The sequence below is a fragment of the Bacillus sp. SN1 genome, assembly GCF_002796895.1.
Taxonomy (GTDB): Bacteria; Bacillota; Bacilli; order Bacillales; family Bacillaceae; genus Bacillus; species Bacillus inaquosorum.
This window is the reverse complement of sequence record NZ_PHIE01000001.1, coordinates 663,155-684,834: the sequence shown is the minus strand read 5'-3', so window position 1 is coordinate 684,834 and position 21,680 is coordinate 663,155. Positions and strand designations below refer to the sequence as shown.

Annotated in this window: 16 protein-coding genes and 5 pseudogenes; 17 read left to right on the top strand and 4 right to left on the bottom strand. The window is 37.6% G+C overall.

Annotated features, from left to right (window positions below):
- Positions 1–47 precede the first annotated feature (47 nt).
- The 5 genes and pseudogenes from glnA (at position 48) to CVV77_RS03475 (ending at position 5,399) form a co-directional block, all read left to right on the top strand.
- Complete coding sequence (gene glnA, locus CVV77_RS03495; protein WP_003238339.1) at positions 48–1,382, top strand: type I glutamate--ammonia ligase; 1,335 nt, start codon at positions 48–50, stop codon at positions 1,380–1,382.
- A 676-nt stretch (positions 1,383–2,058) separates the two neighbouring features.
- A pseudogene (locus CVV77_RS03490) lies at positions 2,059–2,414 on the top strand (hypothetical protein).
- Between the two features lie 503 nt (positions 2,415–2,917).
- Complete coding sequence (locus CVV77_RS03485; protein ID WP_100274658.1) at positions 2,918–4,207, top strand: Na+/H+ antiporter NhaC family protein; 1,290 nt, start codon at positions 2,918–2,920, stop codon at positions 4,205–4,207.
- Positions 4,208–4,554: 347 nt separating this feature from the next.
- Positions 4,555–4,656 (top strand): annotated as a pseudogene (locus CVV77_RS03480) (YolD-like family protein); the annotation flags it as partial.
- Positions 4,657–4,886: 230 nt separating this feature from the next.
- Complete coding sequence (locus CVV77_RS03475; protein WP_100274657.1) at positions 4,887–5,399, top strand: hypothetical protein; 513 nt, start codon at positions 4,887–4,889, stop codon at positions 5,397–5,399.
- 37 nt (positions 5,400–5,436) lie between these two features.
- Here CVV77_RS03475 and CVV77_RS22295 read toward each other — a convergent pair whose 3' ends face one another.
- A complete protein-coding gene (locus CVV77_RS22295) occupies positions 5,437–5,670 on the bottom strand; it encodes a hypothetical protein (protein ID WP_100274656.1) in 234 nt (77 codons plus the stop codon).
- Between the two features lie 72 nt (positions 5,671–5,742).
- Here CVV77_RS22295 and CVV77_RS22290 point away from each other — a divergent pair.
- From CVV77_RS22290 to CVV77_RS03440, 6 genes and pseudogenes are all read left to right on the top strand, one after another.
- Positions 5,743–5,953 (top strand): annotated as a pseudogene (locus CVV77_RS22290) (hypothetical protein); the annotation flags it as partial.
- Between the two features lie 21 nt (positions 5,954–5,974).
- A complete protein-coding gene (locus CVV77_RS03465; RefSeq protein ID WP_232460785.1) occupies positions 5,975–6,223 on the top strand; it encodes a DUF2651 family protein in 249 nt (82 codons plus the stop codon).
- Between the two features lie 222 nt (positions 6,224–6,445).
- Positions 6,446–6,700 carry a YolD-like family protein gene (locus CVV77_RS03460; protein WP_100274654.1) on the top strand — a complete coding sequence of 85 codons (255 nt, stop codon included), beginning with the start codon at positions 6,446–6,448 and terminating at the stop codon, positions 6,698–6,700.
- Between the two features lie 52 nt (positions 6,701–6,752).
- Positions 6,753–7,004: pseudogene (locus CVV77_RS03455) on the top strand (Y-family DNA polymerase); the annotation flags it as partial.
- Between the two features lie 210 nt (positions 7,005–7,214).
- A complete protein-coding gene (catA, locus tag CVV77_RS03450; protein ID WP_100274653.1) occupies positions 7,215–7,865 on the top strand; it encodes a type A chloramphenicol O-acetyltransferase in 651 nt (216 codons plus the stop codon).
- A 716-nt stretch (positions 7,866–8,581) separates the two neighbouring features.
- Positions 8,582–9,112: a GNAT family N-acetyltransferase gene (locus CVV77_RS03440; protein WP_100274652.1), complete on the top strand. Its 531-nt coding sequence runs from the start codon at positions 8,582–8,584 to the stop codon at positions 9,110–9,112.
- Between the two features lie 253 nt (positions 9,113–9,365).
- On the opposite strand, the pseudogene CVV77_RS22120 reads toward CVV77_RS03440, so the two are convergent.
- Positions 9,366–9,611: pseudogene (locus CVV77_RS22120) on the bottom strand (thermonuclease family protein); the annotation flags it as partial.
- A 509-nt stretch (positions 9,612–10,120) separates the two neighbouring features.
- Here CVV77_RS22120 and CVV77_RS03430 point away from each other — a divergent pair.
- Complete coding sequence (locus CVV77_RS03430; RefSeq protein WP_100274651.1) at positions 10,121–11,512, top strand: MFS transporter; 1,392 nt, start codon at positions 10,121–10,123, stop codon at positions 11,510–11,512.
- A gap of 42 nt (positions 11,513–11,554) precedes the next feature.
- On the top strand, positions 11,555–13,156 hold the full coding sequence (xynB, locus tag CVV77_RS03425; protein ID WP_100274650.1) for a xylan 1,4-beta-xylosidase: 1,602 nt from the start codon (positions 11,555–11,557) through the stop codon (positions 13,154–13,156).
- 125 nt (positions 13,157–13,281) lie between these two features.
- Here xynB and xylR read toward each other — a convergent pair whose 3' ends face one another.
- Positions 13,282–14,436 carry a transcriptional repressor XylR gene (xylR, locus tag CVV77_RS03420; protein ID WP_019258497.1) on the bottom strand — a complete coding sequence of 385 codons (1,155 nt, stop codon included), beginning with the start codon at positions 14,434–14,436 and terminating at the stop codon, positions 13,282–13,284.
- A 263-nt stretch (positions 14,437–14,699) separates the two neighbouring features.
- On the opposite strand from xylR, the gene xylA reads away from it, so the two are divergent.
- The 3 genes from xylA (at position 14,700) to CVV77_RS03405 (ending at position 18,673) form a co-directional block, all read left to right on the top strand.
- Positions 14,700–16,037 (top strand): xylose isomerase, encoded by a 1,338-nt coding sequence (gene xylA / locus CVV77_RS03415; protein WP_100274649.1) that lies wholly within the window; start codon positions 14,700–14,702, stop codon positions 16,035–16,037.
- Positions 16,038–16,186: 149 nt separating this feature from the next.
- Positions 16,187–17,686 carry a xylulokinase gene (xylB, locus tag CVV77_RS03410; protein ID WP_100274648.1) on the top strand — a complete coding sequence of 500 codons (1,500 nt, stop codon included), beginning with the start codon at positions 16,187–16,189 and terminating at the stop codon, positions 17,684–17,686.
- A 288-nt stretch (positions 17,687–17,974) separates the two neighbouring features.
- Positions 17,975–18,673, top strand: a complete 699-nt coding sequence (locus tag CVV77_RS03405) for a glycoside hydrolase family 11 protein (RefSeq protein WP_003238262.1) — start codon at positions 17,975–17,977, stop codon at positions 18,671–18,673.
- A 450-nt stretch (positions 18,674–19,123) separates the two neighbouring features.
- On the opposite strand, the gene CVV77_RS03400 is transcribed toward CVV77_RS03405, so the two are convergent.
- Entirely contained in the window at positions 19,124–19,759 is a 636-nt protein-coding gene (locus CVV77_RS03400; protein WP_100274647.1) for a thermonuclease family protein, read from the bottom strand.
- Between the two features lie 475 nt (positions 19,760–20,234).
- On the opposite strand from CVV77_RS03400, the gene CVV77_RS03395 reads away from it, so the two are divergent.
- On the top strand, positions 20,235–21,650 hold the full coding sequence (locus CVV77_RS03395) for a sugar porter family MFS transporter (protein WP_100274646.1): 1,416 nt from the start codon (positions 20,235–20,237) through the stop codon (positions 21,648–21,650).
- Positions 21,651–21,680 lie beyond the last annotated feature (30 nt).

Below are 21,680 nucleotides of genomic sequence, written 5' to 3'. Positions count from 1 at the left end.
ACTGTTTTGCTATATACATTTACCTTTTAGAGGAGGAGTTTTACGAAATGGCAAAGTACACTAGAGAAGATATCGTAAAATTAGTAAAAGAAGAAAACGTCAAGTATATCCGTCTTCAATTTACTGACATTCTTGGGACGATCAAGAATGTTGAAATTCCTGTAAGTCAGCTTGGAAAAGCGCTAGATAATAAAGTCATGTTTGACGGTTCTTCTATTGAAGGATTCGTTCGCATCGAAGAGTCAGACATGTACCTGTATCCAGATCTAAATACATTTGTTATCTTCCCATGGACAGCTGAAAAAGGTAAAGTAGCACGTTTCATCTGTGATATCTACAATCCGGATGGCACACCTTTCGAAGGTGACCCGCGAAACAACTTAAAACGGATTTTGAAAGAAATGGAAGACCTAGGCTTCAGTGATTTCAACCTCGGGCCTGAGCCTGAATTCTTCTTATTCAAATTAGACGAAAAAGGCGAGCCGACGCTTGAACTAAACGACAAAGGCGGATATTTCGACTTGGCTCCAACTGACTTGGGAGAAAACTGCCGCCGCGATATCGTACTTGAGCTTGAAGAGATGGGCTTTGAAATCGAAGCGTCTCACCACGAAGTAGCGCCTGGCCAGCATGAAATCGACTTTAAATATGCTGGTGCAGTCCGCTCTTGTGACGACATCCAAACGTTTAAACTGGTTGTCAAAACAATTGCCCGCAAACACGGCCTGCATGCGACATTTATGCCAAAACCGTTGTTCGGTGTGAACGGTTCCGGTATGCACTGTAATCTATCACTCTTCAAAGATGGCGTTAACTCATTCTATGACGAAAACGCAGATCTTCAGTTAAGTGAAACAGCGAAACACTTCATTGCAGGTATCGTGAAGCACGCAACAAGCTTTACAGCAGTAACAAACCCGACAGTAAACTCTTACAAACGTCTTGTTCCTGGCTATGAAGCACCTTGCTACGTAGCATGGAGCGCGCAAAACAGAAGCCCGCTTATCCGTATCCCGGCTTCCCGCGGCATCAGCACACGTGTTGAAGTGCGCAGCGTAGATCCAGCTGCTAACCCGTACCTTGCACTAAGCGTATTGCTTGCTGCAGGCTTAGACGGAATCAAAAACAAACTGGAAGCGCCAGCTCCAATCGACCGCAACATCTATGTGATGAGCAAAGAAGAGCGCATGGAAAACGGAATCGTTGACCTTCCAGCAACACTTGCGGAAGCGCTAGAAGAGTTCAAATCAAACGAAGTCATGGTCAAAGCGCTAGGCGAGCACCTATTCGAACACTTCATCGAAGCAAAAGAAATCGAATGGGATATGTTCCGCACGCAAGTACATCCTTGGGAACGCGAACAGTATATGTCTCAGTATTAATTTTTCAATCCCTTGTCACTATTGGTGTCAAGGGATTTTTTTATCTGTTTTCTATTGGTATAATCTTGTATCACCCACAAAACACCAGAAGTGTCACTCTGAAAAGGCGTCATCACCAACGAATACAACTTTAGAAAGTAGGTACGGACATGAGTTAATCAAGAAGATTGCTTCTACAATGGCAAAATGATACTGAAAAGGAGTGAGATTCATGGGAGGATTTTATTTCTTTGGTGGTTTGATTTTAGCACTTCTACTAGGTGTTGGTTTATTATCTTTTGGTGCTTATACTCTTTGAAACTCATAAAGATGCGCTAGGTTTGATGGAAGTTCCCTTTTGAATTAAATAGCTGTTTGCTGGATCTCACTTTTTGTAAGTTGGAAATTCATATGACTGAGTATCTGTACTGTTGGCTTTAGCTGACGATAGGGATGCTGATACGACCAACACAATACCAAGGTTGTTGCTTGTTCGAACCTACATCCAAAATTCCCAATAAAATAATGGTTTTATCCATAAAACAAAAGTTTGTAAATTAGGGAAAGAACATGCTTAATGCAGGTTCTTTTTTATTCAATCATTAAAACATTCGAACAATTGTCGATATTTAACATGTGTAAAGATGGAAAGGGTGCTCTATGATTATAAAAAGCTCTGAAAGGATTGTGGTTATCGATGGTAAATGTAGACTCAAGTGATCTTATTTATGATCCGAAATTCTTAGCATTTTGCAGCTTGGCTACAGAAGGGTATGGAGGGAATAATCCAACTCCTTCATCCATTGGTTTTAGTGAATTCTGTGAGAAACTTGAGAAAAATGACGTAGTTGAACCCGAGAATAAAAAAAGCTCACTTGACCTAAATAAGTCTTTAGATTATTGGAAATCTAGATTAAATGGTGGGGTAGTCTTTCTGCAATGGATTCGCAGGTATTAGATATTATTAAAAAAGCTTACAACTTAGGCATGGTTAACAAAGATAACATGTTACTACGTAACGAAGCAATTAGTGCTTACAAGAACTCAATTTGAATATGAAAATAGCGCCCAACTATTAAGTTGGGTGCTTTTACTTATTGAAAATTATTTTCTTGTAAACGCTTCTCGTGTTCTCTGAAATTGCTTTTTAAATAACAATTGCTATGACCGCAGATTGAGTTGGTGCATAAGAGGAAGGGTATGAAACCTTTCCTTTTTATATTATTGATAATAGCTAAAACAGTTTTTATGCCCTGTATCGTTGCATGTAGCCAGCTTCCCAAAGTTTAATAAAAATAAATTTTAATTTTCTGGATATTCCTGCTTAAACACACCTCATCAAACAGTCGTATTTGTATAAGGAACTTTCCAAATAATCTGTTGATGAGAGTGTTTTTTCCTCTCCTTGAAAAATCCTTTTTTCTTTTCTGTTATTAATTTAATAATTACTATACTATTTTTCCGCTTGACTTTTTTACTGTAGCCTTTTAAAGTATGGAATGTTGCTTAGACTATGTTTAACGACTTTGATACTGAAATTAGAGGTGGCTACTTAGATGAAACAAAATGGAAATCCTTGGGCGCTATTGCCGCTAGTTTTATTTGTAGGCCTTTTTGTCGGCTCCGGTGTATTGACTGGAGATTTCTATAAATTGCCAATATTGATTGCGGCAATTATAGCATCGGCTTTCGCGCTTTCATTTAACCAGAAGCAATCGCTCAATCAGAAAATAGAATGGTTTGCTTCCGGTGCGGGCCATCCTGATATTATTATTATGGTTATCATTTTTATATTAGCGGGTGCTTTTGCTTCTGCAGCTGAGGCGATGGGAGCGGTACACTCAACCGTCAACCTTGCTTTGAGCATTATTCCGCAGCAGTTTATACTGCCAGGGCTTTTTATCATTGCTTGTTTTATTTCTGTTTCGATGGGAACATCAATGGGGACGATTGCGGCAGTTGCTCCAATTAGCGCCGGTTTGAGCGGAGAACTTGGCTTGTCTACTGCAATCGCTATTGCAGCTGTTGTCGGCGGAGCTATGTTTGGAGATAATCTTTCTTTTATTTCGGACACCACCATCGCGGCAGTACGGTCACAAAAAACACAAATGATGGATAAATTTAAAACGAATTTTTTGATCGTTTTGCCTGCTGCTATCATAACTGTCATTTTATTATTTTTTATACCGACAGGACACGTAGGACATATCGGAGCTGAATCTTACAGCTGGTTTAAAGTACTTCCTTATGTTGGCGTGTTAGTCTTTGCATTAATTGGTTTTAATGTGGTGGCTGTCATTTTTGGCGGATTGATCTTAACAGGAATTATAGGGGTTGCAAGCGACAGCTTGACGTTTGAGTCTTATTTTAAAGCAATTACGGATGGAATTGCCGGAATGTCTGATCTTATCATCCTTTCAATGTTAATTGGCGGAATGGTCGGCGTCATGAAACAAAACGGAGGGATTGACTTTTTACTGGGATTCATTTCTAAAAGAATCCATTCGAAAAAAGGTGCTGAAGCCGGTATTGCCGGATTGGTCAGCGTTACTAACCTAGCTACTGCCAATAATACGATTGCTATTATTGCAGCCGGGCCGATTGCCAAAAATATCTCTGATGAATTTAAAATTGACAATAGAAAGTCGGCAAGTATCTTAGATATCTTTTCCTGCGTGATACAAGGCTTAATTCCTTATGGCGCGCAGATGTTATCGGCCGGGAAGTTTGGAAATATTTCACCTGTCAGCATCTTGCATTACTCTTTCTATCCTGTTTTAATCGGGATCTGCGGCATCATAGCAATTGTATTCGGACTACCAAAATTCACGAGAAATACGAAATAAAGATAAAAAAGGTACCAAACGGTACCTTTTTCTTTTTTAAACCATAATTCGTAAAAACATATAGAAATGATGAAAAAGGAAGATAGAGAGTGTAATGAAAACAAGCTTTCATAATTTATTATGTTGAGGGCCTAGTGGGTGAATAACCTAAGTCCTCTCGGCCGTATGAAAAATAACAAGGGTTTTGATACCCTTGTTATTTTTTGTGTCTTCGAATTTTTAGAGGTTTCTTTATTTGGAGCCATGTAGATTGTTTTAAGTAAGGATCACTCGAGATATGGAATAGCATTACCAATATTGCATCGAACGATCGTTCTGATTTGCATTGAATAAAGGAGTGAGCCAAATTGCTTAGACATCAAGGGACAATCAAATGGACATCAATGATGCTCCCAGAACACTTAACACAGCTTAAACAAGACTTACTTGATGTATCAAAAATTGAAGAGTGAACAACTAGCACAAATTAGTTGAAAATAATTTTTCATTTAGTCAGAGGAATTAAAAGAAATTTAATCTGATAAGTAACTAAAGTTATGATTTATACGGTTGAAGAAGTCTTAAAGTAACCTAGAATTTGTCTAAAAAGTCAAAATGAAAAATTCATATTATAGTTTAAATGGATAAATATGGGGTAATAGCCGAATATACACAATTTTACATTTGGAGGAGGATAACCTTGAACTCTACAATCTGTAAGGTAGGTATTGTTGGAACATTGGTGATTGGTGGGCTGTTTTCACCTTTTGCGGCTGGGGCGGAAGCTAAAGAAGAAGCCAGAAAGAACCATACAAATACATTAAGTGTTAATCAACCAGTTAATGTACTTAAAACAGCCAACAGTCAAAACATTAAAGCAGCTGCTAATGACTGGGAATCAGCAGGAACTGAGTATGGAAGCACAAAGTTTGAAAAATATTCTTTAGCTGCAGTTGTTCAGACTCTAGGATTTGCATTAAACCTTCCTTCAGGTGGATGGTCTTCGTATTTAGCTGGATTAGCAAATATGATTATCTTAGGCGAGTATCCTGTTGTTTATTTTAAAGATCGTAAAGAGTTTAAAATGGCCGGGGCGACACTAATGACACGCCACAATGTTACAATTTATGAAGACAAAGATCGCAAGAAAAAAATTGGATCAGATAGCTTTATCATTACAGATACAGGTGGCCCAAAAGCTGCTGAGAAATAAGTTTAAACAAAAATCCTCCCACAAGGGAGGATTATTATTACATATTAACTAAAGTGTAAGTCAATGAAACGATGAATAAAAAATACGAAATATAAGAAAGTGCTTTTGACGATTTTGTTCTATGTTTTTGGAATGTATAGATAAGTGCAAAACCCAAGAAGAAAACTGCTACAAACCAAGAAGTGTACTGTGGAAAGATGGCAACCAGCAATACCATGATTGTTGAAAAAATAAATGAAGAGTAATGAGTAACTTTATGATCATTATTCAAAGAAATCACCTCTACAAATTTTTACCCAATATAGTGTGTATTAAAACATTATACAAATAGGAGATTGGAAAAATGCCAAACATTATTTCTAAAGAACAAGATGAAGCAATTAATTACTTTAGAAACAAATTAAATTTATCAGACAAAGACTTATACATACGGTTGATTAATTTTGAACTGCTTAGAGACAATTTTTTACGAGTTATATAAAGATGATCCTTATTTGTTTATTAGGGCTTTAAAAGAGGGATACGTGGTTAAACAACCAATCATTGTACGTTTCTAGATTAGAAGGATATCTCATTTGGGTGGTCCTGCATTTTTAATACTACTAGTACTGCCGGCTGTATCATTTATCTTAGGGATAATAGGATACTTTATTTTCAAAAGAGTATGGGTAACAACCTTGATTATATTTGTACTCTCTTTAGTTTTTATGCTAATTGAAATAGGGTTAGAGCCGACTTTTTTAATCTGGGTGACTATCATGACAGTTGTATGTTTTATATCTGGAATTCTAACTAAATCCATTGCAACTTTAATTAGAGGATGATAGCAGAAGCGAAGCATTGAGATCACTTTGACAGCATTTTTGTCTTACATTTCTTATCTATGAAACACTAAGCAATATGGCAACTTAATATGCTCATAATTAACCCCCTTTTATAAGGAGTTTTATTTATTACCAACATTTACATCGAACTTTTGTTCTTGTTTATATTTAATAAGGAACATTTGTTCTGTTAATATTAGATCGATAAAGGAGTGAGCCAAATTGCTTAGAGATCGAGGGACAATCAAATGGACATCAATGATGCTCCCAGAACACTTAACAAAGCTACAAGACTTACTTGATGTATCAAAAATTGAAAAGCTATCCTTAGACGCTCAACAAATTGAAGAGATGGATATTCTTGTTTCTGAAGCACTTGAATTTAATAAAGAGCCGGTATTTAACAACGGGTTCGTTGAAAATGTCGCCGGCAGAGTACATTACATTAACTTTGAGCAACAAAAGCTTCACGTTTAAGATCAGAACGACAATACAGTCAACATGAATCACATCATAGGAGTTACATACAATGATTGATTACTCACAATTTCCACGTAAAAATATACTTTGTGTCGATATGAAATCCTTTTATGCTTCTGTTTCGGCTGTAACAATAGGGCTTAATCCTTTAACATGTTATCTTGCTGTTGCAGGGAATACGGAGAGACAGGGAAGTGTAGTATTAGCTGCATCTCCTGCGCTTAAAAAAGATTTTGGAATCAAAACAGGGTCGAGACTATTTGAGATACTTGAAGATCCAAGAATACACATTGTAAATCCGTAAATGAAGCTTTTCATCAGAATTTGCAAGAAATAAGCAGACCTTAACGGGTCTGTTGAGCAAGATGACAAAGGAGTTTTCCTTCGTTTGCTCCGAAAAGCCGTTACATGTTATTGTAATGGAAGAAAGATGACATGAGGTGTGGATGTTGGTGAAATCAGTGGATCATCCCTCCTAAAATAAAAATTCCATTATTTTAGGAGGCTAAACATGAATTTTCAAAGAATTGAACTTGAGCAATGGCATAGAAAACCTTATTTTGAACATTACATGAAAGCGGGGAAATGTTCATACAGCATAACGGCTAACATCAATGTGACCGGGCTGCTGAACAAACTGCGAGACAAGAAAGTCAAGTTCTATCCTGCTTTTATTTATATGGTGTCGAGAATAGTGAACGCCCACCCTGAATTCAGAACGGCATTTCATGACGGGCAGTTGGGATGTTGGGAACAGATGAATCCGTGCTATACGTTTTTTCATCAGGAGGATCAGACCTTTTCCGCCTTATGGTCGGAATATTCACGTGATTTTCCACGGTTTTATCAAAACTATGTGAGGGACATCGAGAGGTTTGGAGACAAAAAAGGATTATGGGCAAAAGAGAATATTCCTGCCAACACGTTTTCCGTTTCCTCAATTCCATGGGTTGACTTTACGAGCTTTCATCTGAACCTGGCGAACAGCGACCATTTGCTCCCTATCATAACAAACGGGAAATTCTTTTCAGATGGAAAAGAGACATACTTGCCTGTAGCACTGCAATGTCATCATGCAGTATGTGATGGTTACCATGCAGGTGTTTTTATCAATGAATTGCAAAAACTGACTGATTCATGCAGGGAATGGCTTGTGCAGTGAAATCGTGTGATAAAAAAAGAGGCCTGATATAGGCCTCTTTCAGCTTGTTGACAAAGTCACAAAAAGTGGCTCCATCGACAAGCTTTTTTAATTCCTCTAAATCTGGATACATAACATTATCTTTAAGTGCAGAAAAAGTTTGGAAAACTGTGCGTTTATCTATAGAGTCGATATATAAAGCTTTTAAATAATTAAACTCAGCAATCAAAACATCATCATTAAAGGCTCTAGCTTTTTCGATTCTTTTTTGTAAAGAATCAAGGCTTTGTTAATATCCTTCATCTTGAAGTAAATGTGTGTCAATGTAAATAACGTGTGAGGGAGAAGGTCGCTTCGTACCATCTTTGTCATACTCTTTCATCTTATAATAACAGTTCTCTAAATTATATAATGATGCACCAATTAGTTTCTGTTTGTTTATGGACTTCGAATCGTTTAAGGCTCTTTGAAGATGCGGAACTGCAACAAATGCACATTGTATACGGCGAACGGTGTAAGTTTTTTGGTCTTTATAAATGTTTAGGCTGCTTCAGCATAGTGCATTGATACATGGATTTGTTTCATGTGATAATAAATTTCAGCTGGGTTGATCGGAAGAGTTGATTATGAGATTTGACAGGGGTAATCCAGAGGTCAAATAATGTGATATAACTATTATTAGGGAAGTGCCTATTATAGAATAAAGTAAACTAACAAAAAGAACAGGAGACTAAAAAATGGAATTTTTCATCAGACAAGAACTTACTCATGAATATAATACAACTGAAGACATTGTTAAAAAAGCTTTTTTAAATGAAAAATATAGCGACAAGAAGGAGCATTTCCTTGTAAATAAGATTAGAAAATCAGATGCATTTATTCCTGAGCTTTCATTAGTTGCTTTAAATGGAAAAGAGATCGTCGGGCATATTCTTTTATCTAAAATAAAAATCGTGGATGGTGATAACGCAGTCGATTCTTTAGCGATTGCTCCGGTTTCTGTTGCACCTGAGTATCAGAGAAAAGGAATCGGGAGTCAATTAATTCTTGTTGCTTTAAAAAAAGCAAAAGAGCTTGGTTATCGTTCAGCCATTGTTTTAGGGCATAAAGATTATTATCCAAAGTTTGGTTTTAAGCCAGCTAGTTTATGGAATATCAAAGCCCCATTTGAGGTGCCTGACGAAGTATTTATGGCTTTAGAGTTATCAAAGGATTCTCTCGAAAATGTAAAAGGTGTCGTTCATTATTCAAAAGCTTTTTCAGTGTAAAATCTAGATGGTTGTTTAAAGAGGCTATCCCCGAAAATCTTACTGAGCGTCTTTTTGGTTTAAAGAATAAAAGAAAGCCGCAAGCTTTCAATTATCTTTCACAGGCAAAGTTGTCATGATCTCTGTCCATTTAAGGTTGGTAAGCAGGGTGGGAACTAGTACTCCATTCGGGTATCACTCAAAGCAATTTGCAAACGTTTCTGTTTTTCCAGTTAACGCTGCGGTAGAAGTATTACTCAATTTTTAAAGTTGCAAACATATAAGCTACTCTGGCCAATCCGTCTTTCAAAAGTGTTTCATGAACAGACTTGCCATCAACATAAACCTAAGCTAACAGCCTTCCATACTGATCTCTGCAATCACCTGTATCAAACTCTAATTGAAGCTTACCGCTTTTAACCAATTCTTTATTTCGTTTAGATGCATTTTCGTCACATGATTACATAGGAGATCTGTTTTTTAGCTTTTGGAGTGTTTACAGTAAGTAGCGAACTGTATCAAAAAAGGACCCAGCGTCATTAATTGATACGCGACATTTCTTAAATAGTTGAAAACTGAATATACAAAAAGATGATAAAACCAATATTTATCTCAGATCAGGTTAAATTTTCTGAAAAAAATGTTGAAAAAGCCGACAGTATTTTATAATATTAACTCAAGTTAGTTTGTTTGATCAACAAACTAATGAGCCGAACTTTAATTGTCCATAAGATATGGTTCTTGCTATATATGGATGGAAGGGGGATAAGAGGATCAATTTAATGGAGCTAAACAATATAAAGAACGAAAGAATGAGGTTTTTATCCTTTGCCGGGTATATAAAAAAGATGAATTTCCTGCTTGCTGATCACCATTTAGATGATGAAAATGCTCTGGGAAAGTAGATCACTATAATTTTTTTGTGCTCTTTTGAAAGCGCTTTATAAAACGTTTACTGCCCATAAATTCGAGAAATTATTATACCATTTCATAATGTTCCTTATTAAAGGATCGAAAAGGGGAGAAATCATGCTCAGAGAAAATGTAAAGAAGATTAGCATGGTTGAAAAAGTTGGATATGCGTCTGGAGATTTTGCGTGTAATTTAATTTATGCAACGGTGTCTACTTATCTTTTGTTCTTCTATACAGATGTATTTGGTTTATCGGCGTCAACAGCCGGTACGATGTTCTTAGTGGTTAGAATAATTGACGCTCTCGCCGATCCTTTTATTGGAACAATAGTAGACAGAACGAATAGCAGATTTGGACGCTTTAGACCGTATCTTTTATTCGGAGCGTTTCCATTTGCAGTATTAGCAATACTTTGTTTTACAACCCCAGATTTTTCGGATATGGGGAAATTAATATATGCCTATATGACCTATGTTGGCTTGTCGCTTACATACACAGCGATAAACGTTCCGTATGGCGCGTTAACTTCTGCCATGACTAGAAATAATCAAGAAGTGGTTAGTATAACATCTGTTCGTATGTTATTTGCGAATCTTGGGGGACTTGTCGTTGCATTTTTTGTTCCTTTACTGGCTGCTTATTTAAGCGATACTTCCGGCAATGAATCTCTTGGCTGGCAGCTAACCATGGGTATTTTGGGAATAATAGGCGGATGCCTGTTAATCTTTTGTTTTAAAAGTACAAAAGAGCGTGTCGCTCTTCAAAAGTCTGAAGAGAAAATTAAATTATCGGATATATTTGAGCAGTTTCGTGTTAATCGTCCGCTTGTTGTATTGAGTATTTTCTTTATTATTATTTTTGGTGTGAATTCAATCAGCAATTCGGTTGGCATCTATTACGTAACGTATAACTTAGGAAGAGAGGATTTAGTGAAGTGGTACGGATTGATAGGAAGTTTGCCTGCTCTGGTTATTTTACCGTTTATTCCAAGGCTTCATCAATTATTGGGGAAGAAGAAATTACTTAACTATGCGTTATTACTGAATATTATCGGCCTCTTAGCTTTGCTGTTTGTTCCTTCAAGTCATATATACCTCATTCTCTTCTTTCGATTAATTGCTGCTGCTGGAAGTCTCACTGCCGGGGGATATATGTGGGCGCTCATCCCTGAAACAATAGAATATGGAGAATATAGGACTGGGAAAAGAATGGGCGGGCTCATATACGCTGTTATTGGATTTTTCTTTAAGTTTGGCATGGCCTTGGGAGGGATTGTACCAGGGCTGGTTCTGGATAAATTTGGATATGTGGCAAATCAGGCACAAACTCCCGAGGCATTAACGGGAATTTTAATTACAGCAACCGTTATTCCCGCGATTTTGCTTGTTTTAGCCATGATCGATATTAATTTCTATAACTTAGATGAGAAAAAATATAAAAACATGGTTCGAGAATTAGAGAATAGAGACAAAGTTTATTTGGATCATATTGATGATTTCAAGGCTTGAAAAATGATGAGTCAAAAGAAAATAGCTGAGGGGGAGTTCCAATTGAAGATTATCAATCCAGTGCTTAAAGGATTCAATCCCGATCCAAGTATTTGCAGGGTAGGAGAGGACTATTATATCGCTGTATCTACATTTGAGTGGTTTCCAGGAGTCCAGATACACCATTCAAAGGATTTAGTAAATTGGCACTTAGTTGCACATCCATTACAGAGAGTTTCACAATTAGACATGAAAGGAAACCCTAATTCAGGCGGGGTTTGGGCGCCATGTTTAAGTTATAGCGACGGAAAGTTTTGGCTGGTCTATACGGATGTTAAGGTAGTAGACGGGGCGTGGAAAGATTGTCACAATTATTTAGTGACTTGTGAGACGATTCATGGCGACTGGGGGGAGCCGATTACATTAAATAGCTCGGGGTTTGATGCCTCTTTATTCCATGATACAGATGGAAAAAAATATTTATTAAATATGTTATGGGATCAGCGTGTTGATCGGCACGCATTCGGAGGAATTGTCATACAGGAATATTCTGATAAGGAGCAAAAATTAATTGGTAAACCGAAAGTTATATTTAAAGGAACGGATAGAAAGCTGACTGAAGCTCCGCACCTTTATCATATCGGGAACTATTATTATTTATTAACCGCAGAAGGAGGAACACGGTTCGAACACGCTGCTACAATTGCCCGTTCTGCAAATATTGAGGGTCCATATGAAGTTCATCCTGATAATCCCATCTTAACGTCATGGCATGATCCAGAAAATCCGCTGCAGAAATGCGGGCATGCATCCATTGTTCAAACACATACAGGTGAGTGGTATTTAGCTCATTTAACGGGACGTCCTATTCATCCGGGTGATGATTCAATTTTTCAGCAGAGAGGATATTGTCCTTTGGGGAGAGAAACAGCTATTCAAAAACTTTATTGGAAAGATGAATGGCCCTATGTAGCAGGCGGAAAAGAAGGGAGCTTGGAGGTAGAAGCGCCTTCTATACCCGAAACAGCGTTTGAAGCAACGTACCCGGAAGTTGATGAATTCGAGGACTCAAAATTAAATATTAACTTTCAAACTTTAAGGATTCCGTTTACAAATGAATTAGGTTCATTGACTCAAGTGCCAAATCATTTACGATTACACGGCCATGAATCATTAACCTCGACTTTTACTCAGGCATTTGTAGCCAGACGTTGGCAAAGTCTCCATTTTGAAGCGGAAACCGCTGTTGCATTTTATCCGGAAAATTTTCAACAAGCTGCTGGATTGGTGAACTATTACAATACAGAGAACTGGACAGCTCTTCAAATCACACATGATGAAGAACTTGGCCGTATTCTTGAATTAACAATATGTGATAACTTTTCTCTTTCACAGCCATTAAAAAATAAAATCGTTATTCCTCGGGAGGTTAAGTATGTATATTTAAAAGTAAATATTGAAAGAGAAAACTATACTTATTTCTATTCTTTTCACAAAGAAGATTGGCAAAAAATTGACATTTCATTAGAAACGAAAAAATTATCAGATGATTACATCCGTGGAGGAGGATTCTTCACAGGAGCCTTTGTAGGGATGCAATGCCAAGATACCAGCGGTAATCATATTCCGGCCGACTTTAGATATTTTCGTTATAAAGAAAAATAATATGCATATGAAAAAGGAGACTTCTATTTTAGAACTCCTTTTTCATAGTAGAAGACGCCCTATACTCCTATTCAGCATTAAAGATGAGCATAAAACATAAAGATTTGTGCATTATTAATTATAAATTACATTGTAGCCATATCCAGAAAATGGTCAATAACAATGGAGGACATCCCTAACGCTGGTGCGTTTTTTCCTAAGAAAGATGGTAATAATTCATAGCTGCTGCCTAATTGGGAATAAACCCTGGCTGACACTTCACTTTTAATTGAATTTAAAACCATAGGATGCGATTCAATTATGCTGTTTCTTAAAATAATGGCTTGTGGATTGAATGTATTTAGAATATTGGTAAGGCCTATTCCTAAATAGAATCCAAAATTCTGTAACGCATTTAAAGTTCCAATATCATTCAGATGGGCGAGTTCTATGATATCTTGAGTGGATACTTTTTTCTCTTTCGTCTGAAGAGATGTTAATAAAGCCTTCTCTGAAGCATACAATTCCCAGCAGCCTCGGTTTCCGCAACTGCATTTAGGGCCATTAAAGTCTATTGTCATATGTCCCATTTCTCCAGAGAATCCGCTTACCCCTCTATATAAATGATTGTTGATAATAATACCGATCCCTATCCCTGTATTGATACTTGCATAAATAATGTTATCGTGATTTTTTGCAGCACCGAATACTTTTTCTCCATATGCGCCGGCATTTGCCTCATTTTCAATAAAAACAGGCACATTGAACTTCTCTTGTATGAAAGGTTTTAAGTCAATATTTCTCCAGTTGGAGTTCGGAGTGAAAACAATTTTTTGATTTTCATCAATTAGCCCAGGCACGCATATCCCTATACCAATAAGACCGTACGGAGATTCTGGCATATGCGTAATAAAGTGATGAATCATGTCAATTAAAATGTCTTTCGTTATTTCTGGAGAATTGCATTCCAAATGGTGGTGTTGATCAAGCACAATTGACCCTTCAAGGTCTGTTAAAATGCCATTAATATAATCCACACCTACATCTATTCCCACAGAGTATCCCGCCTTTTTATTAAAAACAAGCATGACAGGTCTTCTTCCGCCACTTGATTGTCCCTGACCTATTTCAAATACAAGATTTTCTTTTATTAATGTGCTTACCTGTGATGAAACAGTTGATTTATTTAATCCAGTCTTTTCAGATAATTTTGCTCTTGAAATGGGTGAGTTCTTAAGTATTTCTTTTAATAATAACTTTTGATTTACTTTTTTGACAAAGGTTTGATCTGCGATATCCACTTCATCCACTCCATTTGTATAACCTTTAAATTAAGTTGAAATTTTTGTGTGTTCAATTTGAAACATACTACATAGCGAATCTTACCTTTATTATATCGAATGTGTTCATAAAAAACTAAAAAAAATATTGAAAATACTGATGGGGTTATATAAGATGAAAATAAGTTAGTTTGTTTGAACAACAAACTAATATACAACTTACTTATAAATGTGCCTGAATTTGAATTATCATGTTTTGAATTTATTTTTAAGGGGGACATAACATGGCTCACTCTCATTCTAGTTCAGTTAACTTTTTTGGAAGCGTAAACAAAGTGGTTTACGAAGGGAAAAATTCCACTAATCCTTTAGCATTTAAATATTATAATTCTCAAGAAGTAATCGGCGGAAAAACAATGAAAGAGCATCTGCGATTTTCTATTGCTTATTGGCATACATTTACCGCTGATGGCACAGACGTTTTTGGAGCAGCTACGATGCAAAGACCTTGGGATCAGTATAAAGGCATGGATTTAGCGAAAGCGAGAGTAGAAGCAGCATTTGAGATGTTTGAAAAACTGGATGCACCATATTTTGCTTTTCATGACCGGGATATTGCACCAGAAGGTAGTACGCTAAAAGAGACAAACCAAAATTTAGATATTATAGTGAGTCTGATGAAAGATTACATGAGAACTAGCAATGTTAAGCTATTATGGAATACTGCAAACATGTTTACGAATCCCCGTTTCGTCCATGGTGCCGCGACTTCTTGCAATGCAGATGTGTTTGCGTATGCTGCAGCACAAGTGAAAAAAGGATTAGAAACAGCAAAAGAGCTTGGCGCCGAGAATTATGTATTTTGGGGCGGCCGTGAAGGGTACGAAACATTGTTAAATACCGATTTGAAATTTGAACTTGATAATTTGGCCAGATTCATGCATATGGCAGTGGATTATGCGAAAGAAATCGGGTATACAGGGCAGTTTTTGATAGAACCAAAACCAAAAGAGCCGACCACGCATCAATATGATACAGATGCCGCAACAACCATTGCCTTTTTGAAGCAATATGGCTTAGATCATCATTTTAAATTAAATCTCGAAGCCAATCATGCCACATTAGCCGGGCATACATTCGAGCATGAATTACGCATGGCAAGAGTACATGGACTTCTTGGCTCTGTTGACGCGAACCAGGGTGATCCTCTTTTAGGCTGGGACACTGATGAATTTCCGACAGATTTATATTCTGCGACATTAGCAATGTACGAAATCCTGCAAAATGGCGGCCTTGGAAGCGGCGGATTAAACTTTGACGCGAAGGTCAGAAGATCTTCTTTTGAGCCTGATGATCTAATATATTCCCATATTGCAGGGATGGATGCATTTGCAAGAGGATTGAAAGTCGCCCACAAATTAGTCGAAGATCGTGTGTTTGAAGATGTGATTAAACATCGTTATCGCAGCTTTACTGAAGGGATTGGTCTCGAAATTGCAGAAGGAAGAGCCAATTTCAAGATGCTTGAGCAATATGCGCTCAACAATAAATCAATGAAAAACGAGTCTGGAAGACAGGAGCGATTAAAAGCGATATTGAACCAATACATTTTAGAAGTATAACAGGATAAGCTCCAGATCCTGCTATAGATACCAAGTCAACGATCTACCCGTCATGATGCCTTTACTTTTGCTTATTGTTATGACGGGTAATTTCTACAATTGGGATTTATTTAGAGTGAATGGTTTTTTAAAGGTTAAGGAGTGAAAAAATGAAGTATGTCATTGGAATAGATATTGGAACAAGTGCTGTTAAAACCATTTTAGTCAATCAAAACGGCAAGGTTTGTGCAGAAACGTCCAAAAGTTATCCGCTCATTCAAGAGAAGGCGGGATATAGTGAGCAAAATCCTGAAGACTGGGTGCAGCAAACAATTAATGCATTGGCTGAATTGGTTTCTAAATCCAACGTTCAAGCCAAGGATATTGACGGGATAAGCTATTCGGGACAAATGCATGGATTAGTACTGCTTGACAAAGATCGGCAGGTGTTACGCCATGCAATCCTTTGGAATGATACCAGAACGACGCTTCAATGTATCAGGATGACCGAGACATTTGGCGATCATCTGCTTGACATCACAAAAAACCGTGTTCTAGAAGGGTTTACATTACCTAAAATGTTATGGGTGAAGGAACATGAACCTGAACTTTTTAAAAAAATTGCTGTTTTTTTGCTTCCGAAAGACTATGTGAGATTCCGTATGACTGGTGTCATTCACACCGAATACTCCGATGCAGCAGGCACTTTACTTTTACATATGACCCGCAAGGAGTGGAGCGATGAGATTTGCAATCAATTTGGTATTTCTACAGGTATTTGTCCTCCGCTGATTGAATCTCATGATTGTGTAGGATCGCTGCTTCCGAACGTTGCGGCGAAGACCGGATTGTTAGAAAAAACAAAAGTGTACGCTGGGGGAGCAGATAATGCTTGCGGTGCTATTGGGGCCGGTATTCTTTCTTCTGGAAAAACATTATGCAGTATTGGGACGTCCGGGGTCATACTTTCCTACGAAGAAGGCAAAGAAAGAGACTTTAAAGGGAAAGTGCACTTTTTTAATCATGGAAAAGAGGATTCTTTTTATATGATGGGAGTCACGCTCGCTGCAGGATACAGCTTAGACTGGTTTAAAAGAACGTTTGCACCAAACGAATCGTTTGAGCAATTATTGCAGGGGATAGAATCTATTCCGATAGGATCAAATGGACTGCTATACACTCCTTATTTGGTTGGTGAAAGAACGCCGCATGCTGATTCTTCTATTCGGGGAAGCTTGATCGGAATGGATGGGGCCCACAAAAGAGAGCACTTTTTGAGGGCGATAATGGAAGGGATCACATTCTCTTTACATGAATCAATTGAGTTATTCCGCGAAGTAGGGAAATCAGTTCATACTGTTGTTTCTATTGGCGGGGGAGCTAAAAATGAAACGTGGCTGCAAATGCAAGCTGATATTTTCAATGCGAGGGTGATCAAGTTAGAAAATGAACAAGGTCCAGCCTTGGGGGCTGCGATGCTAGCTGCCTTTGGAAGTGGGTGGTTTGAATCCCTTGAAGAATGTGCAGAGAAGTTCATTCGTGAGGCTGCTGCATTTTTTCCAAAGGAACAAAATGTTCAAAAATACAAAACACTATTCGATTTGTATAAAAAAATTTACACTCACACAAAGGATCTAAATACAGCTTTAAAGAGCTTTCGAAAAAACTAATGATAAATGACGTAAGAACAATTAACGGCTAATCATCATCAAAGCCCTTTGATGACTCACTACAGATGCATCATTGGGTTTATATATCTGGTAACCAAATTAAAAGCGGCATCAAAAAATCAGTTGCTCCATTCTATTTCCCATCAAAAACATAAAGCTATTACATGATAAACGAAACTTTTTAAGAGGTTAGCAGGAACAATAATATAACTGCATTGAAAGGTGGTGAGTAAACAAAACATTACGGTAAGACCTAAATACAATCTAATCAAACTGGAGGCATACCAAATGAAACAAAAAAGAATGAGGTTTTTGTTAGCAGTTTTATTTAGTCTAGCGCTGACATTACCTGCATGGTCCGCACAGGCGGCAACTACAATTACCTCAAATCAAACCGGCTCCCACGATGGCTATGACTATGAACTGTGGAAGGATCACGGGAACACCAGTATGACGCTCAATAGCGGCGGCGCGTTTAGTGCCCAGTGGAATAACATCGGGAATGCGTTATTTCGAAAAGGCAAGAAATTCGACTCTACCAAGACTCACTCACAACTTGGAAACATATCAATTCATTATAACGCAACCTTCAATCCAGGAGGAAATTCCTATCTGTGTGTGTATGGATGGACGAAGGACCCGCTCGTTGAATATTACATCGTCGATAATTGGGGCACCTATAGACCGACCGGAACGCCGAAGGGTAGTTTTACTGTTGATGGAGGCACATATGACATTTATGAAACGATTCGAATCAACCAGCCTTCTATTATAGGTATCGCAACCTTTAAACAGTATTGGAGTGTCCGGCAGACAAAACGAACGAGCGGAACTGTATCTGTCAGCGAACACTTCAAGAAGTGGGAAAGCTTAGGAATGCCAATGGGTAAGATGTATGAAACCGCGCTTACGGTAGAGGGATATCAAAGTAATGGCAGTGCTAATGTAACGACTAATGTACTGACTATTGGAGGAAAAAGAAATTAATCCTTTTAAGTTTTGATTCGTGTTTCAGTCCGAATTTTTGATTTACGATAAAACCGAAAGTAAGTTTCATACAAAAATATCCCCTCACCTTAACGTGAAGGGTGCTTTTTTATTATCTAAATAGCTGTTTTTACGTTAGTCAACAAGATTCATGTTTAAAAAGCAGGATTAACTCTAACTATTAGGAATATACAGATCCTCTGGCATTACTTACACAGCAGAAAATTTAACAGGCATAGTTGTCATGATCTCTGTCTGTTTTAGCTTGGTAAGCAGAATGGAAACTAGACAAGCCAGAGCTTTTTTTCTAATTCAATTTGCAAACGCTTCTGTTCCTCCAGTTGACGCTGCAGCATAAGAGGTTTTATTTTCATTTGCATTAGAAGTTTCACTCAATTCTTTAAAAGTTGCATTCTGCTTTGTTGTTGCTTATTCAACCGTAGGATCTTTCTATTTCACACAGCCATTAAATCCTCTATTAGTCACATATCCATTCCTGCTCCAGATTGAACGTTTTTCTGATTTTGCCTCTTGCTCATCTAGTCTGAATTGGTCTATGTATTTGGTGTTTGGCTCATATACATATGCTACTCTGGCCAACCCTTCTTTCAATAATGTCTCTTGAACAGATTTGCCGTCAACATAAACGTAAGCTAACAGTCTTCCATACTTATCTCTTCGATCGCCTTTATCGAACTCCAGCTGCAGCTCACCGCTGTTGACCAATTCTTTATTTCGTTTTGACGCATCTTCACCGTACGGCTGAACACAAGAATTCGGTTTCTTCGTCTCAGGTGTATCAACGAGCAAGTAGCGAACTGTGTCTTTCTTTCCATTGTAAATAACCTTAATCGTATCTCCATCCACTGCTCTATCTAATGTAACATCCGCTAATTTCTTATGTTTTTTTGAATATGATGTGCCAGCCTTTTGTTCTAGCTGTTTATCAACATTAGATGGAGTACCTTGAGAGACCTGTTCTTTTTCATTCGTTTTTGAATGGCTTTTTTCTGCGTGATTTGATCCACAGGCTGCCAAATTCATGCTTAAAACCAATGTGATAATACTCATTAAAACTTTCTTCATTTTTGATTCCCTCTTTAGCAAGTAAGTTCTTGTATGCTCTTCTTTTAATCGGTTAACTTCATCATTATAACGATATGGACATTTTTTGTGAATGGATATACCCATAATTTCATGGGAGCTTCATACAATGAATTTACAAACGGTAAAATATGAACTTGCCAATAAAATAACCAAAACATATCCTCGAAAAGATAAAAACAAATAATTCCGAAAATTTCATTGACTTAAAACGCTTTTGGAATTATGATAATATCAGAAATGACAATAAAGTGACAAAAACATCACTACAACATAACAATTAAGAGTTTGTGTTTTCTCTTTTGGTGAAAAGTGAAAGCGATTACAAATGCAGAGCCGGAAATCTAAGATAGACATGATTTTCAAACGATCTTACTTTTAGTTAAAATTCTATATCCTTGTTTCAATAGCCATACCGAAAGGAAATTATTAAGTATTCTTAATAAAGGCAGGGAAAATGGATATGAATGAACATCAAAATCGCAGATTGAAATTAATTATGATTTCAGCAACATTTGGAGGGCTTCTCTTTGGATATGACACCGGAGTTATAAATGGAGCTTTACCTTTTATGGCGAGAGAAGATCAGCTTCATCTAACACCGGTTACAGAAGGGCTTGTGACAAGTATTCTTTTATTAGGTGCGGCGTTTGGAGCGTTGTTATGCGGCAGATTAGCTGATCGCTATGGCCGCCGGAAAATGATCCTTCATCTTTCTTTTCTATTCTTCCTGGCATCTCTCGGAACAGCATTAGCCCCTAATGTTTCAATCATGGCGATCTTTCGTTTTTTGCTCGGGCTGGCTGTTGGTGGAGCTTCAGCGATGGTTCCGGCCTTTTTGGCAGAAATGTCACCGCATGAGAAGAGAGGACGTATGGTAACCCAAAATGAGCTAATGATTGTCGGCGGGCAATTTTTAGCATATGTTTTTAATGCGATCCTTGGTGTAACAATGGCAAATACCGGACATGTTTGGAGATACATGCTTGCCCTTTGTGCCGTTCCGGCTATCATGTTATTTGCCAGTATGCTCAAGGTGCCAGAAAGCCCGAGATGGCTAACCTCCAAAGGGAAAAAAAGTGAGGCGCTGCGTGTTCTTAAAGAAATTCGAGAAGATAAGCGTGCAGAAGCTGAATTTAGAGAAATTCAAGCAGCGGTAGAAAAAGATACAGAACTAGAGAAGGCATCACTCAAGGACTTTTCTACACCATGGCTGCGCCGTCTTTTACTGATTGGAATCGGTGTTGCCATAGTGAATCAAATTACAGGTGTTAACTCGATTATGTATTATGGCACTCAAATCCTTAAAGAATCTGGTTTTGGTACAAAAGCGGCTTTAATCGCTAATATTGGGAATGGGCTGATATCAGTTATAGCAGTTATATTTGGGATTTGGCTGGTCGGAAAAGTGAACCGGCGTCCAATATTATTGATTGGTTTGGCGGGAACGACTACAGCGCTTTTATTCATTGCAATATTCTCAATAGTGCTTGATGGATCTGCAGCACTCCCTTATGTTGTACTTTCCTTGACCGTTTTATTTCTTGCCTTTATGCAAGGGTGCGTAGGCCCTGTGACTTGGCTGGTCATTGCGGAAATATTCCCTCAAAGATTAAGAGGGCTTGGTTCTGGAATAAGTGTTTTTTTTCTGTGGATATTAAACTTTATGATCGGTTTTGCTTTTCCGATTTTGCTTAGCTCTGCAGGTTTGTCTTTTACATTCTTTATATTCGTCGCTTTGGGTGTATTGGCAATCGGTTTTGTATACAAATTCATGCCGGAAACAAAGGGGCGTACACTTGAAGAACTAGAAGAGCATTTTCGTTCTCGACACGTTAAAGATACCCCTGAAAAGTCAGTTATTGAGGTGTAATTATTTATAATAAAATCATGAACTGAAAGA

Bases quoted from the DNA above. Each gene is read 5' to 3' on its own strand.
- glnA (WP_003238339.1), top strand. From the start codon at position 48: ATGGCAAAGTACACTAGAGAAGATATCGTAAAATTAGTAAAAGAAGAA.
- CVV77_RS03405 (WP_003238262.1), top strand. From the start codon at position 17,975: ATGAAACAAAAAAGAATGAGGTTTTTGTTAGCAGTTTTATTTAGTCTA.
- xylB (WP_100274648.1), top strand. From the start codon at position 16,187: ATGAAGTATGTCATTGGAATAGATATTGGAACAAGTGCTGTTAAAACC.
- CVV77_RS03430 (WP_100274651.1), top strand. From the start codon at position 10,121: ATGCTCAGAGAAAATGTAAAGAAGATTAGCATGGTTGAAAAAGTTGGA.
- catA (WP_100274653.1), top strand. From the start codon at position 7,215: ATGAATTTTCAAAGAATTGAACTTGAGCAATGGCATAGAAAACCTTAT.
- CVV77_RS03395 (WP_100274646.1), top strand. From the start codon at position 20,235: ATGGATATGAATGAACATCAAAATCGCAGATTGAAATTAATTATGATT.
- CVV77_RS03485 (WP_100274658.1), top strand. From the start codon at position 2,918: ATGAAACAAAATGGAAATCCTTGGGCGCTATTGCCGCTAGTTTTATTT.
- CVV77_RS03440 (WP_100274652.1), top strand. From the start codon at position 8,582: ATGGAATTTTTCATCAGACAAGAACTTACTCATGAATATAATACAACT.
- xylA (WP_100274649.1), top strand. From the start codon at position 14,700: ATGGCTCACTCTCATTCTAGTTCAGTTAACTTTTTTGGAAGCGTAAAC.
- CVV77_RS03400 (WP_100274647.1), bottom strand. From the start codon at position 19,759: ATGAAGAAAGTTTTAATGAGTATTATCACATTGGTTTTAAGCATGAAT.